Raw genomic sequence first — 22031 nt, forward strand, 5'->3', positions numbered from 1 at the left:
GCTATCGCATGCAGGAGCGATATTCAAGACAAATATTATTTTCTGGTGTTGGAGAAGAAGGACAGAGAAAAATAAGAGAGAAGCATGTGCTTATTATTGGTGCTGGTGCTCTCGGTGCGGCAAATGCAGAAGCGATTGTTAGAGCAGGTGTTGGAAAAGTAACGATTGCTGACCGTGATTATGTAGAATGGAGTAATTTACAAAGACAACAACTATATACAGAAGAAGATGCAAAGCAGTATAAACCGAAGGCGATAGCGGCTGCAGAACATTTAAAAGCGATTAATTCTGAGGTGGAAATAAATCCGGTTGTGACGGATGTAACGGTGCAAGAAATGGAAGAATTAGTGAATGATGTAGATTTAATATTAGATGCGACAGATAATTTTGAAACGCGTCTTCTGATTAATGATATTTCACAAAAGTATAATATTCCGTGGATATATGGTGGGTGTGTCGGAAGCTACGGAGTAACGTATACAATTTTACCAGGGAAAACACCGTGTTTTCGCTGTTTAATGGAGCATCCAGCGAGCGGTGCAACATGTGACACAGCTGGTATTATACAACCGGCAGTACAATTAGTAGTTGCGCATCAAATTACGGAAGCGCTGAAAATATTAGTAGAAGACTTTGGTGCGCTTCGTGAAACGATGTTATCGTTTGATCTTTGGAATAATCAACAGATGGCATTTAAAGTGAATAGGCAGAAAAAAGATACTTGTTTATCTTGCGGAAGGCTACGTACATATCCGAGTTTAACATTTGAAGGACAAACGAAAACAGAAGTGTTATGTGGGCGGAATACAGTACAAATTCGCCCGGGTGTGCGGAAGAATTTTAATTTAGAAGAAATTAAAAAACGCTTACAAAGAAGCGTAGAGATAAAGGCGACACCTTATTTATTATCATTTCCGGTAGAAGAATATCGTTTTGTTTTATTTACAGATGGCAGGGCGTTCATTCATGGGACGAATGATATGAATGTAGCGAAAAGTTTATATGCAAGATATATAGGTTGAACCTAAAGGAAACCCTTTAGGCTCAACGGAGAGAGGATTATGAATTTCTCGTATAATCTCCACTTTTTCCACCTGTTTTTTCAAGTAAGTACGTTTCACCGATAATCATACCTTTATCGACAGCTTTACACATATCATACACAGTAAGAGCGGTAGCGGAAGCAGCTGTTAAAGCTTCCATTTCAACACCGGTGCTACCTTCTGTTTTAACTTTTACTTCAATGAGTAAACGATATTGTTCTTCTGATTGTTTCCAATCGAAAGAAACGTCAACACCTTTTAATAATAAAGGGTGGCACATTGGGATAATATCAGAAGTACGTTTCGCGGCCATAATGCCTGCGATTTGCGCAACTGCTAATACGTCACCTTTCCCAATTTCATTGTGAGAGATTTTATCGTAAATTTCTTTCGTAACGACAATGCTAGAGCACGCAATTGCTGTTCGAACGGTTGCTTTTTTGTCGCTTATATCAACCATTTTTGCGCGTCCTTGGTCATTGAAATGTGTAAATGAAGACATGGAATTCCTCCTTGAAGTAATTTCTATTGAATATATAAAGTTTAATCGAGATAAAAAAAATTGCAAATATGAGGTGAGAAACGATGGTAGAAAAACGAATTCCAATTCAAGTTGCTGAGGCAGTAGAACGGGTAATGAAATATGCGAAGCATGGTGAAGTAGAAGAAATTTCTATTACGGAAAGTTACGGGAGAATTCTCGGGGAAGATGTTGTCTCAGATCATGACGTTCCTCATTTTAATCGTTCCCCTTACGATGGTTTCGCCATTCGAGCAGAAGATACGAAAGAAGCAACTCAAGAGAATCCAGTTGAATTTGAAGTAATAGGAGAAATCGGGGCGGGTTCCGTTTTTTTAGAGGAAGTAGGAGCTTTTGAAGCAATTCGCATTATGACAGGAGCAGCTATTCCAGAAGATTGCAATGCAGTCGTAATGCTAGAGCTGACAGAAGGGTTTGAGAAGAACGGGAAAACATATATGAAGTTAAAACGCCCTTTTAATAACGGTGACAATGTGTCGTTTAAAGGAGAAGATATAAAACAAAATCAAGTTCTCGTTAAGAAAGGTGTTGCAATTAATCCAGGTGTTGCGGCCTTACTAGCAACGTTTGGATATAGCACGGTGAAAGTTGTAAAACAGCCTGTTGTCGGTATTGTAACGACAGGAAGTGAATTATTAGAAGTACATGAGCCGTTAGAACCGGGGAAAATTAGAAATAGTAACTCGTATATGATCGCAGCTCAAATTATGAAAGCTGGCGGGAAAGTTCGTTATTATGGTCAACTCGCGGATGAGTTAGATGCATGTTTTACAGCTGTTCAATCAGCGATGGATGAGGTCGACATTTTAATTACAACAGGCGGTGTATCAGTAGGAGATTATGACTACTTACCAGCTATTTATGAAAGATTACAGGCAAATGTACTCTTTAATAAGATAGCCATGAGGCCCGGAAGTGTAACGACAGTAGCTGAAGTTGATGGAAAGTTACTCTTTGGTTTATCAGGAAATCCGTCTGCTTGTTATGTAGGCTTTGAATTATTTGTGCATCCAATTATAAAAACGTATTTGTATGCGAAGGAACCTCACGTATATAGAGCGGATGCTATTTTACAAAAAGATTTTCCGAAGCCAAATCCATTTACTCGTTTCGTAAGAGCGAACGTAACAATTGTGGATGGGGCGTTACAAGCGATGCCGGTTGGTTTAGATAAATCGAGTGCGGTATCTTCACTTGCAGATGCGAATGCTTTTATCGTGTTACCCGGAGGAACGAGAGGATTTGAGACCGGAATGAAAGTATCCGTATTATTGTTAGAGCACTCTGAGGGATGTGAGTGGCCATGGGCGAAGCCCCTTCAATCTTACAAATAGTAGGGTATCAAAATAGCGGAAAAACGACACTTGTAGAGAAAATTGTGCATGCATTAGCCGAAAGCGAAATGAAAGTTGCTACAATTAAACATCACGGGCACGGAGGTTTTCCAGAAGTAGCGCAAAAAGATAGCGAAAGACACCGTAAAGCTGGTGCTGTCGTAAGTAGTGTAGAAGGTGCTGGATTACTTTCACTTTCTTCACTAAGAAAGAAATGGTCCTTGCAAGAAATTATTCGCTTATATGAGTTTTTTAAAGTGGATACAATTTTAATAGAGGGCTATAAAAAAGAGAACTACCCGAAAGTAGTGTTACTTCGTTCTGCGGAAGATGCTGAGCTTTTACATAAAGTAGAAAATATAGTGGCGGTTATTACGTGGTATGATGTCCCAGCAAATATACGAGAAGAATATAAAGTATTTCATATAACAGAAGAAGAGTTGTACATAGACTGGTTTTTACAAACGGTTAGGAGTGCGAAATGACAAATACATATTATGAAGTAATTGATACAGAAATCTCGATTGAAGAGGTAACGAAGAAAGTAATTCGACGTGAATGCGGTGCTGTTACAACATTTATTGGAACGGTTAGAGAGTTTACGAAAGGGCGTCGTACATTATACTTAGAATATGTCGCTTATAAAACGATGGCAGAAAAGATGCTAGAGAAAATCGGATTAGAAGTGAAAGAGAAATGGCCAGGTACACACGTTGCGATTACACATCGCATCGGTACGTTGCAAATTTCTGATATAGCGGTTGTTGTTGCTGTTTCAACACCACACCGTAAAGCGGCTTATGAAGCGAACGAATATATTATGGAACGCATAAAACAAATTGTTCCGATTTGGAAAAAGGAGTTTTGGGAAGATGGTGACTCATGGATTGGTGATCAATTAGAAAAAACACCATATCCGGCGGGAGAGCCTGGGAAGGAGCTATAAGTATGATTCGAGTATTGTTATTTGCGCACTTGCAAGAAGAAGCAGGGACAAGTGAATTACAAATAGAGAAAGAAAATATTACGGTTGCACAGTTAAAAGATGTTGTTGCGAACGAATATAATGTACCAGTTTCAGAGCCAATTATGGTTGCGATTAATGAAGAATATGCAAATGAAGATGACAGGGTCCAATCTGGTGATGTTGTTGCACTAATCCCACCAGTGAGCGGTGGTTAATATTGGATTCATTAAAACGACTTTCCTATATAGGGAAAGTCGTTTTTTTATGGCAGTTTTGAGAACACTAATCTATAGAACAAGGAGGGAATTATGAAAAAAATATGTGTAGTTATGACAATGCTATGTGCGTCTTTTTTCTCTTCTCCAAGTGATTCTTTCGCGAAAGAATCAAGAGAACAGCTTTTAGAGAGTGCATTATCAAATAGGTACTATTCAGTTATTAGACAAGTGACAGAAGATCAATATGAATGTGCTTCAGTTATAAATATAAAGCGTCTCGGCAAGAAAGATGAATTTGTTCCTAGGTATGAAGTGAAGCTACAATTTCTTACATTTCAAGGAGCGCATAATCCCCCGAACGATAAAGTTACGCTTACTTTGGAAGACCATTTAGATCACGTAAAGATAAAGAAAGTGGAGCGAGAAAAGAATGTTTCTGACGCTATTGCAGAAAAAGTTTGTGAACGGGAAAAAGAAAAAATAAAAGCTCACTCTAATGACTTAGAGTGATAACCTATGCATTTAGTAAAGAAAGGTAATGAGTGATGGATATATTTTTAGCGATTTTACCAGCTATATTTTGGGGAAGTATTGTGCTATTTAACGTAAAACTGGGCGGGGGACCGTATAGTCAAACGCTCGGAACAACGTTTGGAGCACTTATTTTCTCAATTGTTGTTTATATTTTTATGAAGCCAGTATTAACACCTACCGTTATCGGAGTTGGAGTTGTGTCAGGTTTATTTTGGGCGCTTGGTCAGGCAAATCAATTGAAAAGTATTGATTTAATGGGTGTTTCGAGGACGATGCCAATTTCAACAGGACTTCAATTAGTCGCGACGACTTTATTTGGCGTTATCGTATTTCATGAATGGTCCACGACAATATCGGTCGTCCTTGGGATTTTAGCGCTCGTTTGTATTATTATCGGTGTTATTTTAACATCGCTTCAAAGTGAAGAAGAAAAGAATGCAGAGCAAGCAGCAAACTTTAAAAGAGGTATCGTAATTTTATTAATTTCAACAGTCGGCTATTTAGTTTACGTAGTAGTGATTAGACTATTTAACGTAGATGGTTGGTCAGCTTTGTTGCCACAAGCAGTTGGTATGGTGTTAGGTGGGATTTTGCTTACCTTTAAACATCATCCATTTAATAAATATGCAATCCGAAATATTATTCCAGGATTAATTTGGGCAGCTGGAAATATGTTTTTATTCATTTCGCAGCCGCGTGTTGGAGTCGCAACAAGTTTCTCGCTATCGCAAATGGGAATTATTATTTCCACGCTTGGTGGGATCCTTATATTAGGTGAAAAGAAAACGAAACGTCAATTAACGGGTATCGTTGTCGGTATTGTTTTTATTATCGCAGCCGGAATTATGTTAGGTATAGCCAAAAGTTAAAGGAGGTATGGAAATGTATAGTGATTTAGCAGGGAAAGTTGTCGTTATTACAGGATCAGCAACTGGTCTCGGAAGAGCGATGGGAGTGAGGTTTGCTAAGGAAAAAGCGAAAGTGGTTATTAATTATCGCTCACGAGAGTCAGAAGCGAATGATGTGTTAGAAGAAATTAAAAAGGTAGGCGGCGAAGCGATTGCTGTAAAAGGTGATGTAACCGTCGAATCGGATGTTGTGAATCTCATTCAATCTGCTGTGAAAGAGTTTGGTACGCTTGACGTTATGATTAATAATGCAGGGATAGAAAACGCGGTACCGTCGCATGAAATGCCGCTTGAAGATTGGAATAGGGTAATTAATACAAATTTAACAGGTGCTTTTTTAGGAAGTCGTGAAGCGATTAAATATTTTGTAGAACATGATATTAAAGGTTCTGTCATTAATATGTCTAGTGTTCATGAGAAAATTCCGTGGCCACTATTTGTGCACTATGCAGCAAGTAAGGGTGGTATTAAACTGATGACAGAAACGTTAGCGCTAGAGTATGCGCCAAAAGGTATTCGAGTAAATAATATAGGACCAGGTGCAATTAATACCCCGATCAATGCAGAAAAGTTTGCTGATCCTAAAAAACGTGCTGACGTAGAAAGTATGATACCGATGGGCTATATTGGAAACCCTGAAGAAATTGCAGCAGTAGCAACTTGGCTCGCTTCTTCAGAGGCGAGTTATGTAACGGGCATTACGCTATTTGCAGATGGTGGAATGACGTTATATCCATCGTTTCAAGCTGGGCGTGGGTAATATAAAAGGACGAAGAGATAAAACTCTTCGTCCTTTTTTTACAAAAAAAATAGCGGCCAGCTATTTTAAATTTAGTGATTAATTGTATCTTGAAGAAATTCTGTTGCTTGATGTTCAGTAACATTTTGTACGAGCGCGACTTCGCTAATCATCATTTTTCGTGCATTATCTAGCATTTGTTTTTCGCTCGCATTTAATGTTCTCTCTTTATTGCGGCGAAGTAAATCCCGAACAACTTCTGCGCTATCTTGTAAATTGCCGTTTTTCATTTTTTCCATATTCATTGTATATCTTTGTTTCCATGAGAGTGATGTGTCTGACTCCCCGTTTTGAAATTCAAGAAGTATATCATCTAACGTACCTCGATCAACGATATAACGAATACCTGATTTTTTTAATTGATCCATCGGAAGCATTACTTGCATATCTTTACTAATGATGCGTATCACACAATATTGACGTGAAGTACCTAATATTTCTTTCTCTTCAATTGCTTCGATGATTCCTGCACCGTGCATTGGATAAACGATTTTATCACCAATTTGAAACAAATCATCCACCTCCATATGTGGTAACCACTTTTAATGATAGCATACGTATGTAAAAATGTCAAATTTTATATAATAACATAATATTTATATTCGAGTCAATAAGATAAAGTGCTTTTTTATGTTTTTTTTGGGGACCTTATTTATCGTGATTTTTTTAGAAAAATAGTACAGGTGGAGAAAGGAGGCATATCCACTTATTTTTAAGCATAAAATGTAAAATCGCTAATACAATATACCTAAATCCGTTCTTTGCAAAGGAGGGAGAGAAGGTGGGACGCACAATAAAAATTGATATTACAAATAAAGTGGTAGCTAAATTTAGACCAGATTATTTGGAATTATATACGAGTAAATTTATGATAGGTAAGTTTTATGTCTATACTGAAGGTAAACAATATGTGTTAGAAGACGGATATATATATGAAGAGGGAAAGTTTTATCGCATCATAGATACGCACCGTGGCAATAATCAAGCGGCGGAGGGCTGCGATCTAGGATGGTGTTAACATGATTCGTGTAAAAGTGTTTGATGAAAGTCACGAAAAAGACTTAGAAGACGCTGTAAATGTTTTTTTGAAAAAGATTGATGATAGTAACTTTGTAGACATTAAGTACCAAGTCGGTGTTTCTATTAACGATGACGAAAACCAAATTTATTGTTTTTCAGCAATGATCGTTTATAAAGCATAAAAAAGAGCTGGCTCACCCAGCTCTTTTTTATGTTTTATGTTGGGACAACATGTGTCGGTAATACGTTCATAATAGATTGGGTTGTGCCTAATTTCTTTGTCGTTAAAAGAGGCTCCCCTGTTTCATGGTTTTGGGCATCTTTACACATACCAAGGTGATAACGATCACCTAAAAATGGATCAATATAAAAACCGTTTTTGAATACTTTATCATTCGGATGTTTTTCATGATGAATATCAGAACAGTTAATGCAATAGAACATAGCTTTCAACCCCTTTTTATTTTGTTTGAAAAAAGTGAGTCGGTAGTCATTTCGCTCCTGAGGAAATGTTGAGGAGAAGAGAAATAACTACCTACTCAAATGGTGGGCATATTCCTTCTGACTTTGTCATATCTCGCGTATTGTCCCTTGAGGGAAGGAGGAGAGACGAAGTACGCATGATATAAGTAAGGCGCTTCTTTCAATATGAATGATGGAGTTTCATGTTGAGAGAAGTTTTTATTTTGTATTGCCTTTGTGAGTATATTATGAGGAAATGCTAAGAGGGTGTTTGTCCTGTTGAAAAAATGTTGAGAATTTCTCAACAGTAAAAGAATTAGCGTTGAAATGAAACTAAAAGGTGTTATATTATCGAAGTATAACCAAAAGGTGTTATGTTATAACGCCGAGTAAAGGAGAATGAAAATGGAACAACAAAATACATTAAATGATATTAAACAAACAATCGTTTTTAACGCGTCTATTCAAAAGGTATGGAGTGTAGTATCAACTGCAGAAGGGATTGCGTCATGGTTTATGCCAAATGATTTTGTATTAGAGGTAGGACATGAATTTCATGTGCAATCACCATTTGGGCCATCACCATGTAAAGTGTTAGAAATTGATGAGCCAAACCATTTATCTTTCTCATGGGATACAGATGGCTGGGTTGTTTCATTTGATTTGAAAGACTTAGGAGATAACAAAACAGAATTTACGTTAATTCACGGCGGCTGGAAACATCCTGATGAAATTCTTCCGAAAGCAAATGCGAAGAGCTCTATTATTCGCGATAGAATGAGCGGTGGTTGGGTAGCGATTGTAAATGAAAAACTGAAAAAGGTTGTCGAAGGCTAAGTGTCCTCGTCAGCAGCGAAATATGATGTATTTCAAGCAATTGCTGATCCAACCCGCCGAGAAGTAATACGGTTATTAAGTGACAAAGAGTTACCGATTTCCAAAATAACGGATCATTTTCCGATGAGTCGTACTGCGGTTGTAAAGCACCTTCATATTCTTTCAGAAGCGAATTTAGTAAGTGGAAGAAAAAGCGGAAGAGAGAAGATATATCGTTTGCATCCAGAACCATTAGAAGAATTACAACAATGGCTCTCGTATTATGAACGTTTTTGGGATAATAAATTATCCATGCTGAAACATATTGTGGAGAATGAAGAATAAAAAGGGTGACCAAAATGGTCATCCTTTTTATTGTTGCTCACTTGTTTGTGTAGCTGGCTTTAATAAGAGCCAAGCGATAATTAATGTAAATACTGCTAATACGAAAGTGCTCATATAAATGACGTGTACGCTTGATGCTAATGCAGATTGCGATTCGGTTACTACGTTTGCTGTAGTACCGCCATGTCCACCAGATACAAGATCAAGATTTTTAATACCACGTGCGTGAATCATCGTATTGAAGATTGTACCGAATATTGCAGCACCTAACGTTTGACTAAATGTATTAATAAATGTGTTTAAACCAACAGCTGTTCCGCGTGTATGAGCTGGTACGGCTGCTTGAATTGTTACCATGTAAATCGGTGTCACAAGCCCCATGCCTAAGCCGAATAATCCGACTGCTACATAAATAAGGAACGATGGTGAATTTGTTGATAGTGTAAATAATAAGAACGTAGCGACTGATAAAATGCTAGCTCCAAGTAAAATGATTTGTTTCGTTTTTAATTTGCCTACTAAGTTACCAGAGAAAATAGCGCCAAATGTCCACATAACAGGAATTGGCATTAAAATAAGTCCAGCTTCTGTAGCGTTTTTCCCTAATACACCTTGGCTCCAAATTGGAAGGTACATTGTAATACTAATAATCATTGCGCCAGCAATAAGAGTTAATATATTTATCGTAGATAATGTACGGTTAGAGAAAAGTGCTAGCGGAATTAATGGTTCCGGAGATTTCTTCTCGATGAATAAGAAAATAATAAATGAAATAGCGGCAAAGATTAATAGGCCGATAATTGTCATGTCTCCCCAGTTTTGCTTACTGCTACCTGTTAATAATGCATATAGTAGAGCGATTGTACTTAATGAGAAGACTGTTGCACCAAGATAATCGATATGATGCTTAGCAGGTTTAATAGATTCTTTGTAGTAAATTGCAATCATTAAGCAAGCGATAATTCCGAATGGAACGTTTAGGAAGAAAATATAACGCCAAGAAAGGGAATCAACTAAAAATCCACCTACTAACGGTCCGATAACACCGGATACACCCCAAACGGCACTCATCCAACCTTGTGCTTTCGCGCGGTCTTTCGCTTCGCTATATAAGTCTCCAATAATTGTCATTGTGATTGGCATAACAGCACCAGCACCGATACCTTGAAGCGCGCGGAAGAAGATTAATTGTTCCATCGATGTAACGACTCCGCAAAGTGCAGAACCGACTAAAAAGATTGTAGCTCCGATCAGTAAAACTTTTTTACGGCCAAATAAATCAGCGAGCTTTCCGTATATTGGAGTCGAAACAGCTGTTGCAAGCATATAAATTGCATATACCCAACTAACAAGTTCGACGCCTGACAAATCACTCGTTATACGAGGGATTGCTGTACTAACAATCGTTCCTTCTACCGCAGAAAGAAACGTCATTAACATTAAAGACATCATGACTTTTTTTCTCATTTGTTTTCCCCTTACCCTTTTTTAAATATTCAACAATATAAAATATAAAGGTACTAAGGTATATAAAGCAACAAAAAAGCAATGGGAAGTTAAGTGGAGCCTATATTTGTCGTTTCTTGTCGGTAAGTCGATATATTTGGGAAATCGCCGATATAAGTTGCAGAATCGCTGATAAATTTGGAAAATAGCCGATATAAGTTGCGGAATCGCTCATATAATTTCATGTACCTATAAAAAAAGAAACAGGAATCCCTGTTTCTTTTTTTAATACTGCATTTTCGCGTTTTCTCCAGCTGTCGTTCCGGCAATTCTACCAGTAACAAGGGCTGATGTAATATTATAGCCACCAGTATAACCATGAATATCAAGAACTTCTCCGCAGAAATATAAGCCGTTCGTAAATTTAGAAGACATTTCTTTCGGATTAATTTCTTTCACGGATACACCGCCGCCAGTAACGAATGCTTTTTCAATTGACTGCGTACCATTTACATTCACAGTAAACTCTTTAAAGTCTTTCACAAGTGCACGAATCTTTTCGTGAGAAACTTGTCCAGCTTGTTCGCTGCCGTCAATTTCATTTTTTTCTAATAAGAATAGGAAGTAACGTTCAGGAACATAACCTTTTAAAACGTTTTTAATTCCTTTTTTCGGATCTTCTTTCATTTGTTTCAGCATGCGCTGAAATAGTTGTTCACTATTTTCCTCTGGCAATGCATCAATACTCATTTGTATTGTATTCGTTTTAAACTTTTTCAGCGCTTTCACGACGAATTGGCTACAGCGAAGAGCAGCAGGTCCAGATAGGCCGAAATGAGTGAAGAGCATGTCCATTTTGTGAGAAATGATAGCTTTTCCTTTCGGGTTTAATACACTTAAGTTTATATCACGTAAAGCAAGACCTTGTAATGAGCGGTCACGTATAAACGGCTCGTTTGAAAGGATAGGTACTTCTGTTGGGAATAATTCTGTGATTGTATGACCCGCTTTTTCAGCCCAAGCATATCCGTCTCCAGTAGATCCAGTTTGAGGAACTGATTTTCCGCCAACAGCGATAACGACGTGATTTGTTTCTAACACTTCGCCTGTTTGCAGTATAACTGCTTTTGTTTGACCATTTTCATATTCAATCGTTTCAACAGGCGTATTTGTACGAATTTTTACACCTAAGTCTTTTAATCGTGTTAAAAGTGCGTCTACAACAGATTGTGCTTTGTTTGACACAGGGAACATGCGACCGTGGTCTTCTTCTTTCAATTTAACACCGAGATTTTCGAAGAATGTAATAATATCTTCATTATTAAAAATAGAAAAAGCGCTGTATAAGAAGCGACCGTTTCCTGGTATATGTTTAACAATTTCATCAAGTGGTAGACGGTTCGTTACGTTACAGCGTCCGCCACCAGAAATTGCAAGTTTACGCCCAAGTTTATTTCCTTTATCAAGAAGTAAGACATTTGCGCCTTCTTCTGCAGCACCAATTGCAGCCATTAGCCCAGAAGGACCGCCGCCGATGACAATAACATCATAATGCATAATATATCGACCTCATTTTCTACATTTCCTGCCTAAAAGAATAGCATGTTTTCCCTTAAAAGAAAAATAGAGTGAAGTACTGCTTAATGAGAGAATTGTGGTACAATACAAAAGTTAGAGTTCAGCACTATCCTGCCATTTGTAGGCGATAAGACTAAAACCTCAAGATTTAGGAGAAGCAAATAGGGAGTCTGTTAGCCTGTAAATGCTCGAATGGTTCAACTAATAAGGAGTAGGAGAGAAGTCTCCAACTAATTATAGTTTCACTTTATGTAGATGTAGGAGGATTTTTGTATGTCCGATTCGAAATTTCTGCGCGGAACGCTTATTGTTACGCTAGGGACATTTTTAGTAAAGTTCTTAGGCATGATTTACGTCTTTCCGTTTCATGCATTAGTAGGAACAGAAGGCGGAACGCTCTATACATATGGATACATTCCATATACGATCTTTTTAAGTATCGCAACGGCAGGTGTGCCACTTGCTGTTTCAAAATTTGTTTCCAAATATAATGCGCTTGGCGATTATAAAACGAGCCGGAGAATGTTCCGCTCGGGAATGGTTATGATGATAGTAACAGGAGTTCTTTCGTTCCTAGTACTGTACATGACGGCGCCATTGTTTGCAGAAGCGATGCTTGGTAAACAAAGTATACACAATAATGTAGGAGAAGTTACGACGATCATTCGTCTTGTAAGCTTCGCGCTTATTGTTGTACCAGCAGCGAGTTTAATTCGTGGTTATTTCCAAGGTCACCAGTCTATGGGACCAACTACCGTTTCACAAATTATTGAACAAATTATTCGTATCGTCTTTTTATTAGCAGGTAGTTTTATCGTTATTAAAGTACTTGGCGGTACAGTTGCAACAGCAGTTGGAGTAGCGACATTTGCTGCGTTCGTTTCAGCGGTTGGAGCACTCGGTGTGTTAATTTGGTACTGGCTAAAACGTAAAAAATATTTGGATCAATATTTAATTGAACAAACTGTACCAGAATCAACAGTAAGCACCGTTCAATTGTTTAAAGAGTTATTTGCATATGCGATTCCTTACGTTGTAATTGGGTTAACAATTCCTTTATATCAACAAATTGATACATTGACATTTAACTCAATTATGCAGGCGATTGGTCAAGGTGATATCGCAGAGCGAGCTCTCGGTATTTTCACAATGTGGACGCATAAGTTAATTATGATTCCTGTATCACTTGCAACAGCGTTTAGTTTAACGCTTGTACCAGCAATCACAAAATCATTTACTGAAAAACAATACCGCTATTTGAAATTACAAATTACACAAACATTCCAGGCAAATATGTTTTTAACATTGCCAGCAGTTGTCGGTATTTCTTCACTGGCATATCCAATTTATACTGCGTTTTACGATTCAGATCCACTAGGTGGACAAGTATTAATGTGGTATGCACCAGTTGCGTTGTTATTCGCGTTATTTACAGTAACAGCAGCAATCCTGCAAGGTATTAACCAGCAGAAGCATGCGATTATTGCGCTTATAATGGGCGTTATTTTGAAATTTGTATGTAACGTAATCTTTATTCGTTATTTCGGTACAGTAGGAGCAATTCTAGCGACAGCAGTTGGTTTCTTAGCTTCTGTTTGGTACACAAATCAACAAATTAAAAAATACGCACACTATTCATTCGGTGTTGTATATAAAAGAACATTCCAAATTGCAGTACTGACACTTATAATGGTCGTTGCTGTAAAACTATCACAATGGATTCTATCCTTCATGATTTCGCCTGATGGCCGTATTGGTGCTCTTATAACAGTTGCGATTTGTGCAGGTATTGGCGGTCTTGTTTACGGATTGTTAGCAATTCGCACAGGAGTACTTGAAAGAGTATTTGGTGGAGAAGCATTAGATAAAATTCAACGTAAACTTGGTAGTAGATTTAAAATAAAGTTGAAATCAAGAGGGGCGTAATTACGTCCCCTTTTCTATGATAAATAAAGAAGGTGAAAAACGTGAGATTAGATAAATTATTAGCAAATATGGGATATGGAAGTAGAAAAGAAGTAAAGAAATTATTGAAAGATGGCGTTGTGAAAATTGATGGAACGCCAGTAAAAGATGCGAAAGTTCATGTAAATGTAGAAGAGCAAGAAGTTATGATTCACGGTGAAGTTGTGGAATACAAAGAATTTGTTTACTTAATGATGCATAAACCACAAGGTGTTATTTCAGCGACGGAAGATGATAATCATGAAACAGTAATAGATTTATTAGAATTAGAAGATGCAATCTTTGATCCGTTCCCAGTTGGACGACTTGATATCGATACGGAAGGCTTCTTATTGATAACAAATGATGGGAAGTTATCACATCAATTATTATCTCCGAAAAAGCATGTGCCGAAAAAATATTATGCACACGTTGCAGGAGTAGTAACAGAAGAGGATGTAAAAGAATTTGCTAAAGGTGTTATTTTAGACGATGGCTATGAAACAAAGCCAGGTGCACTTACAATATTGAAAAGCGATGATATTTCTGAAATTGAGCTTGTGATTACGGAAGGGAAATTCCATCAAGTGAAGCGTATGTTTGAAGCGGTAGGAAAAAAAGTAGTCTACCTAAAGAGAACAGAGATGGGTCCGTTAGTATTAGATGAAGAACTAGAACTTGGACAATACCGAGAGCTAACAGATGAAGAAGTAGAAATGTTAAAAACATATCAAGTAGATACTGAAAAGTAGTACCTTTATAGGCGCAGAAAAGACCCCTTTCTAATTATTAGAAAGGGGTATGTATTTATTTACCATACAATTATTTTTCGTTATGAGGTCATTCTCACTTTCTTTCCTGTTGTTGTCCACTTACCGCGGCAAGGGCTATACACGAGTTCATTAAACTGCAACACATTTAGATCACGTTGTATCGTTCGCGGTGTGATCCCGAACTCATCTACAAGGTCTTTCGTCGTTACCGTTCCGTTTTCATTGATGTACATATAAATTGATTTAATGCGTGTTAGCATACGAGTAGTTGTAGGTTTCAAGAGAAAACCACTCCTCTACTAGTTTTTTTGACCCCATTCAGGAAAGAAGGTCGTTACTACCATTGTACTCTACATGATAAAATTCATGCTTTAATCTACTTAAATTTTACAGAAATTTAACAAATATTCATATAGAAAAATATTGGTAGTTGACATTGTATATATGGTCAGTCAACTAACACATAAAATTCTACGTAAAACGCCAAATTCCTGCAAATTTTTTTGAAAAAACAAAAGAAAAACTAATAAGAAATATCTGAAATATTACAATTGTTCGGTATTTAGTTTTCGTGTATGGCATAAGAGATTTCTGTTTGTTATGATGAAAGAAACAATATAGTGAAGGATGGATGCGTGATGTCAGCGATTAATTGGACAGAAGAAGTTGCAAAACGAAAAGATGATTTAATTCGTGATACACAACAATTTTTACAAATTAAAAGTGTATGGGAAGAAGAATCTGCGAAAGAGGGCGCACCATTCGGTGAAGGTGTAGAAAAAGCTCTATCTTTCATGTTACATAAAGGAGAAGCTGAAGGTTTTGCTTCTAAAAATTTAGAAGGATATGCAGGTCATCTTGAAATGGGACAAGGAGAAGAATTAGTAGGTATTCTTTGTCACGTTGACGTTGTACCAGAAGGAGATGGCTGGACGACTCCCGCATATAGTGCGGATATTCGCGATGGAAAGATTTTTGCACGTGGTGCAATTGACGATAAAGGCCCAACGATGGCAGCATATTATGCAATGAAAATTGTGAAAGAATTAGGCTTACCTCTTTCAAAACGTGTTCGTATGATTATAGGAACAGATGAGGAAAGCAATTGGAAATGTGTAGATCACTACTTTAAAAATGAAGAAATGCCAACAATTGGTTTTGCACCGGATGCAGACTTTCCAATTATTAATGCAGAAAAAGGAATTTCTGATATACAAGTTGTGCAAAATGGTAGTGAAGAGAAAAAAGGTACATATGAACTTGTTTCATTTGATTCAGGGCGCCGTTTAAATATGGTTCCTGATTTTGCAGAAGCAGTTATCACAGGAGAAGATGTAAATGCACTTACAGTAGCATATGAAGAGTATTTACAAACTGCTAAAAAAATAGGGAAATCGACTATAGAAGGAAATACAGTGACGTTGCAAATAGAAGGAATTTCAGCGCACGGATCTACTCCTGAAAAAGGAGAAAATGCAGGTTTATTATTAGCAAACTTCTTAACTACAGTTTCACTTGATGGAAAAGCAACTGCATTTGCGACATTTGCAACAGAAACATTTACTGGTGATATTTTTGGTGAAAAAGCTACTATTGCTTACAAAGATGAAATTAGCGGTCCGTTAACAGTGAATGTCGGTCGCATTTCTTATACGAAAGAAAACGGTGGTAACTTAGGGCTAAACGTACGTTACCCAGTTACAACTAACTTTGAAGAAACAATTGTGAAGTTGAAAGAATATGTTGGTACGCATGGTTTTGAAGTGGCTGACTATTCTAATTCTCGCCCACATCACGTCGATAAAGATCACGTATTAATCCGTACGTTACAACGTGTGTATGAAGAACAAACAGGTGAAAAAGCAGAACTATTAGCAATCGGCGGCGGTACTTATGCTCGTTCATTAAAAGCTGGTGTGGCATTTGGCCCGCTATTCCCTGGAAAAGAAGAACTTGCGCATCAAAAAGATGAGTATATCGAAATTGAAGACTTATTGAAAGCAACAGCAATTTACGCGCAAGCAATTCATGAATTAGCGAAGTAATGGATATATAAATAATGTCCGCTCTCTATTTTGGAGAGCGGCTTCTTTTTACCTGAATGAGATAAGAAAGAAAAGCAACAATAGAAAAGAAGGAGAAGATGTACATGGAACTGCATTATTTTGTCGCAATTACGTTACCGAATCATATAAAAGAAATGCTGTCTAACTATAAAGAGGATATGCAAGAGGAATTACAATTTCGTTCATGGGTACATAAAGAAGACTATCATATTACCCTTTCATTTTTAGGGAGTGCAACGGGGGAACAATTAGAGGGAATAAAGAATGGATTAAAAACAATTGCAGAAACAAAAGAACTATCGTTCACATTACAAGGTTTTTCAACGTTTGGTAGGGAAGATCAGCCTCGTATTTTTTGGGCGAAGGTAAGTGAGAATCACGATTTGTTTCAGTTGCAAAAGCAAATACATGCCATTTGTGAAGAAAATGGATTTTCTCTAGAAACACGCCCATATCACCCGCATATTACCGTTGCTCGTAAATGGATAGGAGAAGAAAAGTTTCGTTTAGAAAGTATAAAAGAAGTGCCTGAAATATCATTTCAAGCAGATACAATTACTTTATACGAATCCCACGTGAAAGAAACCCCGAAGTATAAATCGATTGCTGAAATAAAATTACAAAAATAGAATGTTGAAAACGTTTTTTATGCAGGTGAATATACTATAGAGAAGAATGGAGTTACTGTATAGAGTCTTGTTGATAAGAAAAGCCTTATCATTTGCAGCTCATTTTATCTCGCCTAATTGGTGAAGGCTAATAATAAGTGAGGATGGAGAAATTTTCTCGCTCATTAAAGTTTCACTTTATTTTAACTTTGAGAATGATGGTGATTTTTTTATGTTGAAAGTAAAACGTCCATTTGATGCCTATTTAGATGAAATGAATAAAATTACAATTTTGCTCCCACATGCGTATGGAACAAGTCGGACATTTCGTTTGCAAGAAGGAAGTAATGTGAAAGATTTACCGATTGCTCATACTATTGCGCTTCCAGATGCAACGAAGTATGAGTGCTTTATAGAAGAGCCGCTAGATGTGGGGAAGTATTATACAGTACGAGATGAACGGAATGAAGAAACTGATTTACAAATAGGTGCTGTTATTCGAACAAAAAGTTTCGATGAAAAGTATTATTACGAAGGTACAGATTTAGGTGCTGTTTATCAAAAAGAAGAAACGACATTTAAAGTATGGGCCCCAACTGCAAGGCTTGCGAAAGTAAGAATTTATAAGAGCGATAAAGAATATACCGATCATGAAATGTACAGGGGAGAAAACGGAGTTTGGATTCAAATATTACAAGGTGATTTAGACGGAGCACGCTATACATTTCTTGTTTGTATTAATTTAATATGGAACGAAGCTGTGGATCCTTATGCAAAGTCGGTGACGGTAAATGGAAAACATGGTGTTGTTATCAATTTAGAAAAAACGAATGTAACAAGACGAGAGGGATTACCAATATTACAATCAATGACAGATGCCATATTGTATGAACTGCATATTCGTGATGCGACTATACATCCAAATAGTGGAGTAATTCAAAAGGGAACATATAAAGGATTGATGGAAGAGGGAACAACAGGACGGAATGGGACATTAACAGGGTTGTCTCATATAAAAGATTTAGGTGTTACACATGTTGAACTATTACCTTTATATTGTTTCGGTGGTGTAGATGAGGCGAATCCTTCGTCCGCCTATAATTGGGGATATAATCCATTATATTACAATGCACCAACAGGATATTATGCTACAAACCCCTCTGATCCGTATAACAGGATAGTTGAGTGCAAACAACTAATTGAAACATTTCATGAACAAGGTATTAGGGTGATTATAGATGTTGTCTATAATCATGTTTATGAAAGAGAGCTATCATCATTTGAAAAGCTTGTTCCAGGATACTATTTTCGTCATGGTGAAGATGGTATGCCTTCTAATGGGACGGGAGTCGGAAATGATATAGCGTCTGAACGGAAAATGATGAGGAAATTCATTGTAGAGTCTATTTTATATTGGCTTACTGAATACAATGTCGATGGATTCCGATTCGACTTAATGGGAATTTTAGATGTTGATACAATGAATATAATAGAAAAAGAAGTGCGAAACATAAAACGAGATGCTTTGTTATTAGGAGAAGGATGGGATTTACAAACACCGCTTCCTGCCAAAGAAAAAGCAACGTTAAATAATGCGAAGAAAATGCCACATATCGCGCAGTTTAATGATCAATTTCGTGATGGGATAAAAGGGAGTACATTTCATATAAATAAGCGTGGTTTTGCCTTTGGTGGGCATGTAGACTGTAATCATTTGCAGTATATTGCAGCAGGAAGTCTTTTAAGTATGAAAGAAACAGGGCTGTTTCTAGAGCCAGCGCAAAGCATTAACTATGTAGAATGTCATGATAATATGACGATGTGGGATAAACTAGTGCGCAGTAATGAAGAATCAGAAACGATTTTGAAAAAACGTCACCTGTTAGCGAGCGCAATGGTTATTCTTTCACAAGGCATTCCTTTCTTACACGCAGGGCAAGAGTTTTATCGTACGAAGAAAGGAAATGAAAATAGTTATAATGCAAATGATGAGATCAATCAATTAGATTGGGATCAAAAAGAGAAAGAGATAGAGACTGTTAACTATATAAAAGGTTTAATTGCGATTCGTAAAGAGCATGGGGCATTCCGTTTACAAAGCGCAGACCTTATAAAAAAACATATGACTTTTTTACAAACATCTACAGAAGTACTTGCATATCACCTAGAGCATGCAGAAACGTTTGGGCCATGGAAAGAGATTATCGTCTTATTTAATAGCGGTTTAGAAGCTAAAACTGTGCAACTTCCGAAAGAAGCAACGTGGCATGTGTTAGTAAACGAAAACGAAGCGAAAATAGAGCCAATTTCTTCATTTAGAGGAAAGGAACTTAAGCTCGCTCCAATTAGCACGTATATATTGACGATAATGTGACAAATCGCTACTTGACGATGAGAATGTAATAAATGTAGAATTGACAAAGGTGACGATTTTGATAAGTTGTCATTCTATGACAGGTTTTGTAAAATAAAATAGAGGATTTTTGGCTTAGGCTAATTTTTCTTTTCATTTACAGTAAAATATATGAATCCACAACATGTGTAGAAATGTTGCGGTTTTTCTTTTCATAACTATAAAAGATAAGGATTTGTTAACGGGTAATGAATATGGAATGGTTGGAACAATTATTAGGAAAAGAGTGGAGTCTTGTACCGGCTGGTGGAGTAACGGGCGATGCATATATTGCGCAAAACGGACAACAGAAGTTATTTTTAAAGCGGAATACATCGCCCTTTTTAGCGGTATTGTCAGCAGAAGGAATTGTTCCAAAATTACTTTGGACAAGAAGGGTAACGAATGGTGATGTAATTTCTGCTCAAAAATGGCTTCCGGGACAGAAGCTAGAGCCAGAGGATATGAAACTAGAACGTGTTGCGAAACTTTTGAAGAAAATACACTCCTCTAAAGCGCTTGTACAGATGATTCAAAGACTTGGGAAGCAGCCGCTTCACGCACAAGAGTTATTACAACAACTGCAACTCGTTTTAAGAGGAGATATAAGGGATGATGAAACAATTCAGCAAGGCCTTCAATATTTAATGGATTCATTAAAAGCTATTGAATACAATGAATTCGTTGTATGCCATTGTGATGTAAATCATAACAACTGGCTATTGTCGGATGAAGATGAATTGTTTTTAATTGATTGGGATGGAGCTGTAATTGCTGACCCAGCTCTAGACCTCGGTATGTTATTATATTGGTACATTCCGCGCCAGGAATGGAGTGAGTGGCTCGGTTACTATGATATTGAAATGGATGAATCGCTGCTTAGGCGTATGAGATGGTATGTGATAGCACAAACGATTTTGTCTATTCAATGGCATACAACAAAAAAACAGCAAGCAGAAGCTGAATATTGGCATCAATATTTACAGCAACTACTTGCTTCAGAATGATACTTAAGAAAAATTGTCCATTCCAGCAATCCACTGAGTAAGTTGTTCTTGATTATTGGAAATATGGTTGTCCAAATTAGAGGAAGATTTACCCGATTGACTATAAGAATATACATCGTTTAGCATTGTTTTAGCGTCACTACTTATATTATCGTTTGCGAGTAACGATTGAATGAGGCGCTCTAATTGCTCGCATTCTGAAACTGTCCCGCAGCAATCACTTTGGTGGTTGACTAAAATATCTTTCAGCACTTCTAATTGATGTTGTTGATTAATTGGCATGAACGGATCATCCTTTCGATTGTTTTTCTCTTCAAATGTAAGAGAAAAAGCTGTTTCGTCATGGAATGTTTAATGCTGTATGTAGTTTTTATCAAAATGGTACATCTTATACTTGAAAGAAACGGACCGAGTGCTCGTACGTACTTGGTTTTTTGTTTGGTAGATTGATTAAAACAGAAAGAAGGAATTATTCCTTTAAAATAGCTATGTAAAGAGAGGGAAACATCTATGCGTTTAAGACATAAACCATATGCAATGGATCGAATTAATGAGTATTCACATATCGTAATCGGAAACCCAGAGGAGCGCGCTGGTAATTGGAAAGAAGTATTTGGGAATGAGCAACCCATTCACATTGAAGTAGGTACAGGTCGTGGCCGCTTTATGTATGATATGGCAAAAGCGAATCCTCATATTAATTATATTGGAATTGAAAAATTCACAAGTGTTGTTGTAGATGCACTAGATAAATTAATTGAAGAAGAATTACCGAACTTAAAGTTAATTAATAAAGATGCTGAAGATTTAACAGTTTTCTTTGCAAAAGGTGAGATCGATCGCGTGTATTTAAACTTCTCAGATCCTTGGCCAAAGAAACGTCATACGAAGCGTCGTTTAACGTATAAAACATTTTTACGCAATTATGAAGAAGTGTTAGTAGAAGGCGGAGAAATTCATTTCAAAACAGATAACCAAGGTTTATTTGAATACTCTCTAATGAGTATGGCTGAGTATGGTATGTTATTAACTTACCTTAGCCTAGATCTTCATAATAGTGATTATGAAGGAAACATTATGACAGAATACGAAGAGAAGTTCTCTAGTAAAGGTCATCGCATTTACCGAGTAGAAGCAAAATATCGTACAGAACCTATGCAGTAATGCATAGGTTTTTTGTATCTAAAATAATCAGAATTTTATGTTAGTATTGAAAGGAAAGGGGGATGA

The 22031-nt window shown here is 37.1% G+C and carries 26 protein-coding genes; 19 read left to right on the forward strand and 7 right to left on the reverse strand.

All coding sequences use genetic code 11. From position 1 onward, the window contains the following. Positions 1–8: 8 nt before the first annotated feature. Positions 9–1022 (forward strand): molybdopterin-synthase adenylyltransferase MoeB, encoded by a 1014-nt coding sequence (locus ACTFO4_RS00825; protein ID WP_001158098.1) that lies wholly within the window; start codon positions 9–11, stop codon positions 1020–1022. 37 nt (positions 1023–1059) lie between these two features. Here ACTFO4_RS00825 and moaC read toward each other — a convergent pair whose 3' ends face one another. After that, the gene (gene moaC, locus ACTFO4_RS00830) at positions 1060–1545 is read right to left on the reverse strand and encodes a cyclic pyranopterin monophosphate synthase MoaC (protein ID WP_000094146.1); all 486 of its coding nucleotides are present in this window, start codon (positions 1543–1545) and stop codon (positions 1060–1062) included. An 83-nt stretch (positions 1546–1628) separates the two neighbouring features. On the opposite strand from moaC, the gene ACTFO4_RS00835 reads away from it, so the two are divergent. The 7 genes from ACTFO4_RS00835 (at position 1629) to ACTFO4_RS00865 (ending at position 6305) form a co-directional block, all read left to right on the forward strand. Further along, complete coding sequence (locus tag ACTFO4_RS00835) at positions 1629–2918, forward strand: molybdopterin molybdotransferase MoeA (protein ID WP_416809588.1); 1290 nt, start codon at positions 1629–1631, stop codon at positions 2916–2918. Then, positions 2888–3403 (forward strand): molybdopterin-guanine dinucleotide biosynthesis protein B, encoded by a 516-nt coding sequence (mobB, locus tag ACTFO4_RS00840; protein WP_098583621.1) that lies wholly within the window; start codon positions 2888–2890, stop codon positions 3401–3403. The genes ACTFO4_RS00835 and mobB overlap by 31 nt, the downstream gene beginning before the upstream one ends. After that, positions 3400–3864, forward strand: a complete 465-nt coding sequence (moaE, locus tag ACTFO4_RS00845) for a molybdopterin synthase catalytic subunit MoaE (protein WP_000185942.1) — start codon at positions 3400–3402, stop codon at positions 3862–3864. The genes mobB and moaE overlap by 4 nt, the downstream gene beginning before the upstream one ends. 2 nt (positions 3865–3866) lie before the next feature. Further along, a complete protein-coding gene (gene moaD, locus ACTFO4_RS00850) occupies positions 3867–4100 on the forward strand; it encodes a molybdopterin converting factor subunit 1 (protein WP_000621778.1) in 234 nt (77 codons plus the stop codon). A gap of 93 nt (positions 4101–4193) precedes the next feature. Further along, positions 4194–4613 carry a DUF3888 domain-containing protein gene (locus tag ACTFO4_RS00855; protein WP_000717684.1) on the forward strand — a complete coding sequence of 140 codons (420 nt, stop codon included), beginning with the start codon at positions 4194–4196 and terminating at the stop codon, positions 4611–4613. A gap of 35 nt (positions 4614–4648) precedes the next feature. Further along, positions 4649–5506 (forward strand): glucose uptake protein GlcU, encoded by an 858-nt coding sequence (gene glcU, locus ACTFO4_RS00860; RefSeq protein ID WP_000350861.1) that lies wholly within the window; start codon positions 4649–4651, stop codon positions 5504–5506. Positions 5507–5519: 13 nt separating this feature from the next. After that, the gene (locus ACTFO4_RS00865; protein ID WP_000286674.1) at positions 5520–6305 is read left to right on the forward strand and encodes a glucose 1-dehydrogenase; all 786 of its coding nucleotides are present in this window, start codon (positions 5520–5522) and stop codon (positions 6303–6305) included. A gap of 71 nt (positions 6306–6376) precedes the next feature. On the opposite strand, the gene ACTFO4_RS00870 is transcribed toward ACTFO4_RS00865, so the two are convergent. After that, entirely contained in the window at positions 6377–6871 is a 495-nt protein-coding gene (locus ACTFO4_RS00870; RefSeq protein WP_080470820.1) for a CarD family transcriptional regulator, read from the reverse strand. 254 nt (positions 6872–7125) lie between these two features. Between ACTFO4_RS00870 and ACTFO4_RS00875 the strand changes: the two genes are divergently transcribed. Both ACTFO4_RS00875 and ACTFO4_RS00880 read left to right on the forward strand, forming a co-directional pair. Beyond that, the gene (locus ACTFO4_RS00875) at positions 7126–7362 is read left to right on the forward strand and encodes a DUF2553 family protein (protein WP_000533801.1); all 237 of its coding nucleotides are present in this window, start codon (positions 7126–7128) and stop codon (positions 7360–7362) included. 1 nt (position 7363) lies between these two features. Then, positions 7364–7546, forward strand: a complete 183-nt coding sequence (locus ACTFO4_RS00880; protein ID WP_000621751.1) for a sporulation protein Cse60 — start codon at positions 7364–7366, stop codon at positions 7544–7546. 34 nt (positions 7547–7580) lie between these two features. Here the strand turns inward: ACTFO4_RS00880 and ACTFO4_RS00885 are convergent, their stop codons facing one another. Next, positions 7581–7808, reverse strand: coding sequence for a DUF3973 domain-containing protein (locus ACTFO4_RS00885; protein WP_000498989.1), 228 nt, complete (start codon positions 7806–7808; stop codon positions 7581–7583). A 423-nt stretch (positions 7809–8231) separates the two neighbouring features. Between ACTFO4_RS00885 and ACTFO4_RS00890 the strand changes: the two genes are divergently transcribed. Continuing rightward, positions 8232–8663 carry an SRPBCC family protein gene (locus ACTFO4_RS00890; protein ID WP_000437765.1) on the forward strand — a complete coding sequence of 144 codons (432 nt, stop codon included), beginning with the start codon at positions 8232–8234 and terminating at the stop codon, positions 8661–8663. After that, entirely contained in the window at positions 8664–8987 is a 324-nt protein-coding gene (locus ACTFO4_RS00895) for an ArsR/SmtB family transcription factor (RefSeq protein ID WP_000098837.1), read from the forward strand. It begins immediately after the preceding gene. A gap of 27 nt (positions 8988–9014) precedes the next feature. Here the strand turns inward: ACTFO4_RS00895 and ACTFO4_RS00900 are convergent, their stop codons facing one another. Continuing rightward, a complete protein-coding gene (locus tag ACTFO4_RS00900) occupies positions 9015–10454 on the reverse strand; it encodes an MDR family MFS transporter (protein WP_001228021.1) in 1440 nt (479 codons plus the stop codon). 264 nt (positions 10455–10718) lie between these two features. After that, positions 10719–11990, reverse strand: a complete 1272-nt coding sequence (locus ACTFO4_RS00905) for an NAD(P)/FAD-dependent oxidoreductase (protein WP_000558859.1) — start codon at positions 11988–11990, stop codon at positions 10719–10721. Between the two features lie 294 nt (positions 11991–12284). Between ACTFO4_RS00905 and ACTFO4_RS00910 the strand changes: the two genes are divergently transcribed. Beyond that, positions 12285–13937, forward strand: a complete 1653-nt coding sequence (locus tag ACTFO4_RS00910) for a putative polysaccharide biosynthesis protein (protein ID WP_001284028.1) — start codon at positions 12285–12287, stop codon at positions 13935–13937. 41 nt (positions 13938–13978) lie between these two features. Further along, positions 13979–14707 (forward strand): pseudouridine synthase, encoded by a 729-nt coding sequence (locus tag ACTFO4_RS00915; protein WP_001234947.1) that lies wholly within the window; start codon positions 13979–13981, stop codon positions 14705–14707. Positions 14708–14787: 80 nt separating this feature from the next. Here the strand turns inward: ACTFO4_RS00915 and ACTFO4_RS00920 are convergent, their stop codons facing one another. Continuing rightward, positions 14788–15009 (reverse strand): DeoR family transcriptional regulator, encoded by a 222-nt coding sequence (locus ACTFO4_RS00920; RefSeq protein ID WP_000805512.1) that lies wholly within the window; start codon positions 15007–15009, stop codon positions 14788–14790. 357 nt (positions 15010–15366) lie between these two features. On the opposite strand from ACTFO4_RS00920, the gene pepV reads away from it, so the two are divergent. From pepV to ACTFO4_RS00940, 4 genes are all read left to right on the forward strand, one after another. Then, positions 15367–16773 (forward strand): dipeptidase PepV, encoded by a 1407-nt coding sequence (gene pepV, locus ACTFO4_RS00925; RefSeq protein WP_001274236.1) that lies wholly within the window; start codon positions 15367–15369, stop codon positions 16771–16773. A 104-nt stretch (positions 16774–16877) separates the two neighbouring features. Beyond that, positions 16878–17423: an RNA 2',3'-cyclic phosphodiesterase gene (thpR, locus tag ACTFO4_RS00930; protein WP_000418986.1), complete on the forward strand. Its 546-nt coding sequence runs from the start codon at positions 16878–16880 to the stop codon at positions 17421–17423. 211 nt (positions 17424–17634) lie between these two features. Next, a complete protein-coding gene (pulA, locus tag ACTFO4_RS00935; protein WP_440013266.1) occupies positions 17635–19776 on the forward strand; it encodes a type I pullulanase in 2142 nt (713 codons plus the stop codon). Positions 19777–20003: 227 nt separating this feature from the next. Then, positions 20004–20801: a phosphotransferase family protein gene (locus ACTFO4_RS00940; protein WP_001986674.1), complete on the forward strand. Its 798-nt coding sequence runs from the start codon at positions 20004–20006 to the stop codon at positions 20799–20801. Positions 20802–20804: 3 nt separating this feature from the next. On the opposite strand, the gene ACTFO4_RS00945 is transcribed toward ACTFO4_RS00940, so the two are convergent. Further along, positions 20805–21083: a YtzH-like family protein gene (locus ACTFO4_RS00945; protein WP_001122235.1), complete on the reverse strand. Its 279-nt coding sequence runs from the start codon at positions 21081–21083 to the stop codon at positions 20805–20807. A 228-nt stretch (positions 21084–21311) separates the two neighbouring features. On the opposite strand from ACTFO4_RS00945, the gene trmB reads away from it, so the two are divergent. Continuing rightward, positions 21312–21965, forward strand: a complete 654-nt coding sequence (gene trmB / locus ACTFO4_RS00950; protein ID WP_001239381.1) for a tRNA (guanosine(46)-N7)-methyltransferase TrmB — start codon at positions 21312–21314, stop codon at positions 21963–21965. The last annotated feature ends 66 nt before the right edge of the window (positions 21966–22031 follow it).

Source organism: Bacillus cereus group sp. MYBKT14-1 (genome assembly GCF_051915185.1).
Lineage (GTDB): Bacteria > Bacillota > Bacilli > Bacillales > Bacillaceae_G > Bacillus_A > Bacillus_A cereus.

What these genes read in the sequence shown, in the direction of transcription:
- ACTFO4_RS00825 (WP_001158098.1), top strand. Translation starts at nt 9, where the DNA reads ATGCAGGAGCGATATTCAAGACAAATATTATTTTCTGGTGTTGGAGAA.
- moaC (WP_000094146.1), bottom strand. Translation starts at nt 1,545, where the DNA reads ATGTCTTCATTTACACATTTCAATGACCAAGGACGCGCAAAAATGGTT.
- ACTFO4_RS00835 (WP_416809588.1), top strand. Translation starts at nt 1,629, where the DNA reads ATGGTAGAAAAACGAATTCCAATTCAAGTTGCTGAGGCAGTAGAACGG.
- mobB (WP_098583621.1), top strand. Translation starts at nt 2,888, where the DNA reads ATGGGCGAAGCCCCTTCAATCTTACAAATAGTAGGGTATCAAAATAGC.
- moaE (WP_000185942.1), top strand. Translation starts at nt 3,400, where the DNA reads ATGACAAATACATATTATGAAGTAATTGATACAGAAATCTCGATTGAA.
- moaD (WP_000621778.1), top strand. Translation starts at nt 3,867, where the DNA reads ATGATTCGAGTATTGTTATTTGCGCACTTGCAAGAAGAAGCAGGGACA.
- ACTFO4_RS00855 (WP_000717684.1), top strand. Translation starts at nt 4,194, where the DNA reads ATGAAAAAAATATGTGTAGTTATGACAATGCTATGTGCGTCTTTTTTC.
- glcU (WP_000350861.1), top strand. Translation starts at nt 4,649, where the DNA reads ATGGATATATTTTTAGCGATTTTACCAGCTATATTTTGGGGAAGTATT.
- ACTFO4_RS00865 (WP_000286674.1), top strand. Translation starts at nt 5,520, where the DNA reads ATGTATAGTGATTTAGCAGGGAAAGTTGTCGTTATTACAGGATCAGCA.
- ACTFO4_RS00870 (WP_080470820.1), bottom strand. Translation starts at nt 6,871, where the DNA reads ATGGAGGTGGATGATTTGTTTCAAATTGGTGATAAAATCGTTTATCCA.
- ACTFO4_RS00880 (WP_000621751.1), top strand. Translation starts at nt 7,364, where the DNA reads ATGATTCGTGTAAAAGTGTTTGATGAAAGTCACGAAAAAGACTTAGAA.
- ACTFO4_RS00885 (WP_000498989.1), bottom strand. Translation starts at nt 7,808, where the DNA reads ATGTTCTATTGCATTAACTGTTCTGATATTCATCATGAAAAACATCCG.
- ACTFO4_RS00890 (WP_000437765.1), top strand. Translation starts at nt 8,232, where the DNA reads ATGGAACAACAAAATACATTAAATGATATTAAACAAACAATCGTTTTT.
- ACTFO4_RS00900 (WP_001228021.1), bottom strand. Translation starts at nt 10,454, where the DNA reads ATGAGAAAAAAAGTCATGATGTCTTTAATGTTAATGACGTTTCTTTCT.
- ACTFO4_RS00905 (WP_000558859.1), bottom strand. Translation starts at nt 11,990, where the DNA reads ATGCATTATGATGTTATTGTCATCGGCGGCGGTCCTTCTGGGCTAATG.
- ACTFO4_RS00910 (WP_001284028.1), top strand. Translation starts at nt 12,285, where the DNA reads ATGTCCGATTCGAAATTTCTGCGCGGAACGCTTATTGTTACGCTAGGG.
- pepV (WP_001274236.1), top strand. Translation starts at nt 15,367, where the DNA reads ATGTCAGCGATTAATTGGACAGAAGAAGTTGCAAAACGAAAAGATGAT.
- thpR (WP_000418986.1), top strand. Translation starts at nt 16,878, where the DNA reads ATGGAACTGCATTATTTTGTCGCAATTACGTTACCGAATCATATAAAA.
- pulA (WP_440013266.1), top strand. Translation starts at nt 17,635, where the DNA reads ATGTTGAAAGTAAAACGTCCATTTGATGCCTATTTAGATGAAATGAAT.
- ACTFO4_RS00940 (WP_001986674.1), top strand. Translation starts at nt 20,004, where the DNA reads ATGAATATGGAATGGTTGGAACAATTATTAGGAAAAGAGTGGAGTCTT.
- ACTFO4_RS00945 (WP_001122235.1), bottom strand. Translation starts at nt 21,083, where the DNA reads ATGCCAATTAATCAACAACATCAATTAGAAGTGCTGAAAGATATTTTA.
- trmB (WP_001239381.1), top strand. Translation starts at nt 21,312, where the DNA reads ATGCGTTTAAGACATAAACCATATGCAATGGATCGAATTAATGAGTAT.